Below are 5,110 nucleotides of genomic sequence, written 5' to 3'. Positions count from 1 at the left end.
CAGAGGTTTTCCCTTTTCCTTCACCCGCGCAGCGCCCCGCGCCGCGCGTGCGGGAGTAGCTCAGCCGGTAGAGCACAACCTTGCCAAGGTTGGGGTCGCGAGTTCGAGTCTCGTCTCCCGCTCCATTTGATATAGATCCCCCACTCCCGGAGTGGGGGATTTCGCTTTTAACCCTCCCTCCACGAGGCTGCGGCGTGAGCGGGGGCGAACCCGCCGTGTTGCCCGGTTGGTCAAAACCACCCCAGGGGAATTTATCGTGCTTTTCCCTCGAGGCGCGTCCTACCCCGAACGCGGCCGTGGCGACCTTGACGCCGAGCCTTGGCCTACCCTACGGCCCGTTCCTCGTGAAGGGCTGCAGAGCGCCCTAGGAGTTCGAGTCGCCCCGCTCGAGGATCCTGCCCATCTCCTCCGCGGACACCGGCATGGCTAGTGCGTAGCCTTGGGCCAGGTGGCAGCCCATCTGGCTGAGGGTGTCTTGCTGAACCGCGGTCTCCACCCCTTCGGCCACCACCTCGAGCCCGAAGGCTTCGGCCAGGGTCAGGATGGCGCGTACGAGGGCGAGGTTGCTGGCGGAGGTGGGCAGGCCGGCGACGAAGGAGCGGTCGATCTTGACGGCGTCGATGGGGAGGGAGCGCAACAGCCCGAGCGAGGAGTGGCCGGTGCCGAAGTCGTCGATGGCGATGCGCACGCCCAGCGCCTGCAGGCGTTCGAGCTGGCGCAGCGACTCCTCGGCGTCGCGCATCACGGTGCTCTCGGTGAGCTCGAGCTCGAGCTGCTGGGGGGAGAGGCCGGTCTCGGCCAGGGTGGAGGCCACGACGTCCGCGAAGTCGGCGCGGCAGAATTGGATGGCCGAGACGTTGACCGCCACGCGGGTTCGCCAGGAGGCGGCCTGCCGGCAGGCCTGCTGCAGCACCCAGCTCCCGATGGGCACGATCAGGCCGCTCTCCTCGGCCAGGGGGATGAAGCGCGCCGGCAGCACGAGCCCGTGCTTGGGGTGCCGCCAGCGCAGCAGGGCCTCCACGCCGGTGACCCGGCGGTCGTCGAGGGAGAATTGCGGCTGGTAGTGCACCTCGAGCTCGCCCTGGTGCAGCGCCTTGCGCAGGTCCTGCTCGAGCTCCAGGCGCTGCAGGGCCTGGGCGGTGTATTCCGGGCGGAACACCCGGAAGCCGTTGCGGCCGGCGGCCTTGGCCTGGTACATCGCCGCGTCGGCGTGGCGCTGGAGGGTGGAGGCGTCGAGGCCGTCGCGGGGGTAGAGGGCGATGCCGATGCTGCCGGTGACGAACAGGGAGCGCCCGGCCACGGTGAAAGGCTCCGAGAGGGCGCCCAGCAGCTTCGACACCACCCGCTCCGCCGCCTTGGCCTCGGAGAGCTGGCTGAGCACCACCGTGAACTCGTCGCCGCCCAGCCGGGCGACGGTGTCGGAGGCCCGCACCGTGGCGCGGATGCGCTGGGCGACGGCGACGAGCAGCTCGTCGCCCGCGTCGTGGCCCAGGGTGTCGTTGACCGCCTTGAAGTGGTCGAGGTCGATGAAAAGCACCCCCACCAGGTGGTCCTCGCGCTCGGCCCGGGCGATGGCCTCCCTGAGCTGGGCTTCGAAGAGGGTGCGGTTGGCCAGGCCCGTGAGCTGGTCGTGGTGGGCCATGTGCGACAGCGCCGCCGCCCGCAGCTCGAGCTCCTCCGACGACAGCCGCAGGGCCTGGTTGAGCCGGTCGTTCTCGTGCAGGGCCAGCACCTGCCGCACGATCACCAGCAGCGTCACCAGCCCCATGCTGACCAAAGCCCCCGTGGCCCCGTCGCGGTCCCGGCCGTAAACCAGCACCACCAGGCCGTAGGTCGCGGCCACGGCCACATAGGGCAGGTACCAGGAGAGGCGGCGCAGCCACCGGGGGAAGGGCAGGCTACGGGCGGGCTTACCCCGGCCGGCCAGGGCCGCCAGGGCGAAGGCGCCCTGGGCCAGCACGTACAGCACGTCCACCGGGTGGGCGGGTCCGTAGGCCTCGCTGGCCTCGAGCGCGGTGTACCAGACGTCGGCCACGATGTTGAGCACCAGCCCCACCCCCAGCCACAGCGCGGTGGGGATCGGCAGCCACGGCGAGGTGCGCAACAAGAGCAGGAGCAGCACGCTGACGAGCAGCAAGTCGGTGAAGGCGTAGGCCAGGGTCACGCCCAGCCCCAGGGGGTCGGCGAAGTAGGGCTGGGCCGTGCGGGCCAGCAAGGCGTACCACAAGCACGCCCCGACGGCCGTCACCACCGTGCCGACGTCCAGCGGCAGCCGGAGGCGTTCCCAGGACTGCGACGGGCGTGGGTGGGCGAACCTGAACATCGCCACCAGGAGCAGCGGGGCGTAGAGGAGGTAGACCCCATCGACCCAGGAGGGGAAGGGGGCCTCACCCGCCGCCAGGGCGTAGGAGTAGTACAGCAGGTCCCCTGCCGTCCAGGTTGACAGGCTCAGGGCGTACAGCGTCCAGGCTCCGTGGAGGCGCTGGGGGTAGTGGGCTCGGCTCTCCCAGACCAGCCATACGACCACCAGGCCGATCAGGGGCTGCACGACGCTCCCGAACCATTCCCATGGGCGGGCGGAGGCCGGGAGCACCGTCCACAGCAGGTGCGCGGCCGCCAGCGCGGCCAGCACGGCGGCCGCGATCTGGGTGGAGCTCGTGGTCCGGGCACGTACTTCCACTTCAGCCGTACCTTACATAACTCAAAGGCAGGGTGCTCGCGATTTCGACCATCCCGATCGCCCGTAACTCTCATTTTCTTCCCGAAGCCCCTGAGCGCTTTATGCTGGGGCGAGGCGCCATGAGCCACGACCCGCAACTGTGGAGCGAGGTGGACCGCTACATCGCCGAGCGGCTGGTTCCCGCCGACCCCGTGCTGGAGGCGGTGCTCGAGGCCAGCGCGGCGGCCGGCCTGCCGCCCATCCACGTCGCGCCCAACCAGGGCAAGCTGCTGTGGCTGCTGGCACGGCTGCAGGGAGCGCGCCGCATCCTCGAGGTCGGCACGCTGGGCGGCTACAGCACCGTCTGGCTGGCGCGGGCGCTGCCCCCGGGCGGGCGCCTGATCACCCTCGAGGCCGACCCCCGCCACGCCGAGGCGGCGCGGGCCAACCTCGAGCGGGCCGGCCTGGCGGGGGTGGTGGAGGTGCGGCTGGGGCGGGCGCTCGACACCCTGCCCCGCCTCGCCGCCGAGGGGCAGGGCCCCTTCGACCTGGTCTTCCTCGACGCCGACAAGCCCTCCACCGCTGAGTACCTGCGCTGGGCCCTCGAGCTCACCCGCCCCGGCAGCCTGATCGTCGCCGACAACGTGGTGCGCGCAGGGGCGGTATTGGAGGGCTCGAGCCGCGACCCCAGCGTCCGGGGCATCCGCCGCTTCTACGAGCAGGTGGCCGCCGAGCCCCGCCTGAGCGCCACCGCCATCCAGACCGTGGGCTCGAAGGGCTACGACGGCCTGGCCCTCGCCCTCGTCCTCCCCGAGGCGTAGGGCGCGTCCGCGTTATGCCGGGCGTTACCCCGACATATCGATAATCGGGCCAGATACGGGGGCTGCAGGCGGGGCGTACGGCGTTCGCCGGACGCAAGACGCGAGACGCTAAACGTGGGTCGTACGTCGTACGCAAGGCGCAAAACGCCAAACGCAAAACGCGAGACGCTTTGGCCCTCGACAGGCCACGGGTCATGGGCCTTCCTAAACCTGTCTCCTTCCCCCGGCGGTTGCTTATCCCCCGGGGCAGTGCCCTGGAGCAGGTAACGGCAGCTTAACGCGCCAAGGACTAGGCTCTAGGCTGAGAGGAGTGTTGTGGCGCTTATGAGGAAAGCCCCCTTGGTGAGCATCTTGATGCCTACTTATAACTACGCGAAATTCATCGCGCATTCCATCGAGAGTGCACTCGGGCAGGACCTGGGGGACATCGAGCTGATCATCAGCGACAACGCCTCCACCGACAACACCCAGGCGGTAGTGGCGCCGTACCTGGCCGACCCTCGAGTGCGCTACCACCGCAACGCCGAGAACATCGGCATGACCCCCAATTACAACCGCTGCTACGAGCTGATGCACCCCGACAGCCGCTACGTCATCATCCTCCCCGCCGACGACTGGTGGGAGCCCAACATGCTCTCCAAGCTCGTGGCGATCGCTGAGGCCGACCCCGAGCTCACCTTCGTGCACTGCGCGGGCTACAAGGTTGACCCCGAGGGCAAGCCGCTGTTCGAGTACATGGACCTCTTCGCCCACCTGCCCTCCGTGGGCAAGCACCGCGCGCTCAAGGAGCTCTACCGCAACAACTACATCTTCGCCCAGACCGTGCTGCAGCGGCGTTCGCTCTTCGAGCAGTACAAGCCCTATCCTCACCTCTACCGGCTGGGCTTCAACTACGCCCCCGACTACATGCTCTGGGTTGACATCATGAACCGGGGGGCCGTCGGGTACTACCTGCCCGAGAAGCTGGCCTACTTCCGCGAGCACCCCCAGTCCCACACCATCGACAAGAACATCATCCCCCGGCTGCGCGAGGAGGTGCGCATCTTCGAGACGGCGGCCGAGAGCTGCCCGCCCGAGCTCGAGGCCGAGCGCATCGCCAACCTCCGCAGCCGTATGCTGGCGTTGGCCCAGCGCCTGCTCAAGGCCGACCAGGAGGAAGAGGCCAAAGAGATCCTGGTGAAGGCGGCCCGGCTCGACCCCAACCCGAGCCTGGGCATCCGCATCGCCCACTTCATCGCCAACCTGCCCCTCTCGCGCGGCATCCGCTCCAAGCTCTGGGAGCTCGCCGAGAACCTGGCCTTCCGGGCCCGCCGCAGCCCGGCCTGAACTCCTTTCCCCCTATTCCCGGCCCGCCGGGCCCCGCACGCAAGGTCTTATGAACGACATTTCCCCGCCCGCCCCCCCTGCCCGCCTCGCCCGTGCCGTGCGCAACGGGCTGTGGAACGGCGCCGCCAACCTGCTCATGGCCCTGGTGGGCGTGGTCACCTCGGTGATCGTGGCCCGCAGCCTGAGCGGCTATTCTTAGCGTTACTTATGGAAATTGACGCCGTTGTGACCCTGCGTTTGGAAGTGCCCGACGACACCGACCTCGACGACCTGGTGCTCGAGATCGACGAGGAAGGCCGCATCC

General features: G+C 69.1%; 4 protein-coding genes and 1 tRNA gene. 4 read left to right on the top strand and 1 reads right to left on the bottom strand.

Features of this window, described 5'->3' with window-relative positions; all coding sequences use genetic code 11:
• Window positions 1–49: 49 nt before the first annotated feature.
• Window positions 50–125 (top strand) — tRNA-Gly (locus Mterra_RS18655).
• A gap of 239 nt (window positions 126–364) precedes the next feature.
• On the opposite strand, the gene Mterra_RS18650 is transcribed toward Mterra_RS18655, so the two are convergent.
• A complete protein-coding gene (locus tag Mterra_RS18650; RefSeq protein WP_119316509.1) occupies window positions 365–2,680 on the bottom strand; it encodes a putative bifunctional diguanylate cyclase/phosphodiesterase in 2,316 nt (771 codons plus the stop codon).
• Window positions 2,681–2,781: 101 nt separating this feature from the next.
• Here Mterra_RS18650 and Mterra_RS18645 point away from each other — a divergent pair, with 101 nt between their 5' ends.
• From Mterra_RS18645 to Mterra_RS22570, 3 genes are all read left to right on the top strand, one after another.
• Entirely contained in the window at window positions 2,782–3,480 is a 699-nt protein-coding gene (locus tag Mterra_RS18645; RefSeq protein WP_218022969.1) for an O-methyltransferase, read from the top strand.
• A gap of 324 nt (window positions 3,481–3,804) precedes the next feature.
• Window positions 3,805–4,806 (top strand): glycosyltransferase family 2 protein, encoded by a 1,002-nt coding sequence (locus Mterra_RS18640; protein ID WP_119316507.1) that lies wholly within the window; start codon window positions 3,805–3,807, stop codon window positions 4,804–4,806.
• Between the two features lie 49 nt (window positions 4,807–4,855).
• A complete protein-coding gene (locus Mterra_RS22570; RefSeq protein ID WP_170159739.1) occupies window positions 4,856–5,005 on the top strand; it encodes a hypothetical protein in 150 nt (49 codons plus the stop codon).
• Window positions 5,006–5,110: the final 105 nt, after the last annotated feature.

Source organism: Calidithermus terrae (assembly GCF_003574345.1).
In the GTDB taxonomy this organism is placed as follows: Bacteria; Deinococcota; Deinococci; order Deinococcales; family Thermaceae; genus Calidithermus; species Calidithermus chliarophilus.
The sequence above is the reverse complement of the archived record's forward strand: the minus strand, read 5'-3'. Positions and strand labels throughout refer to the sequence as shown.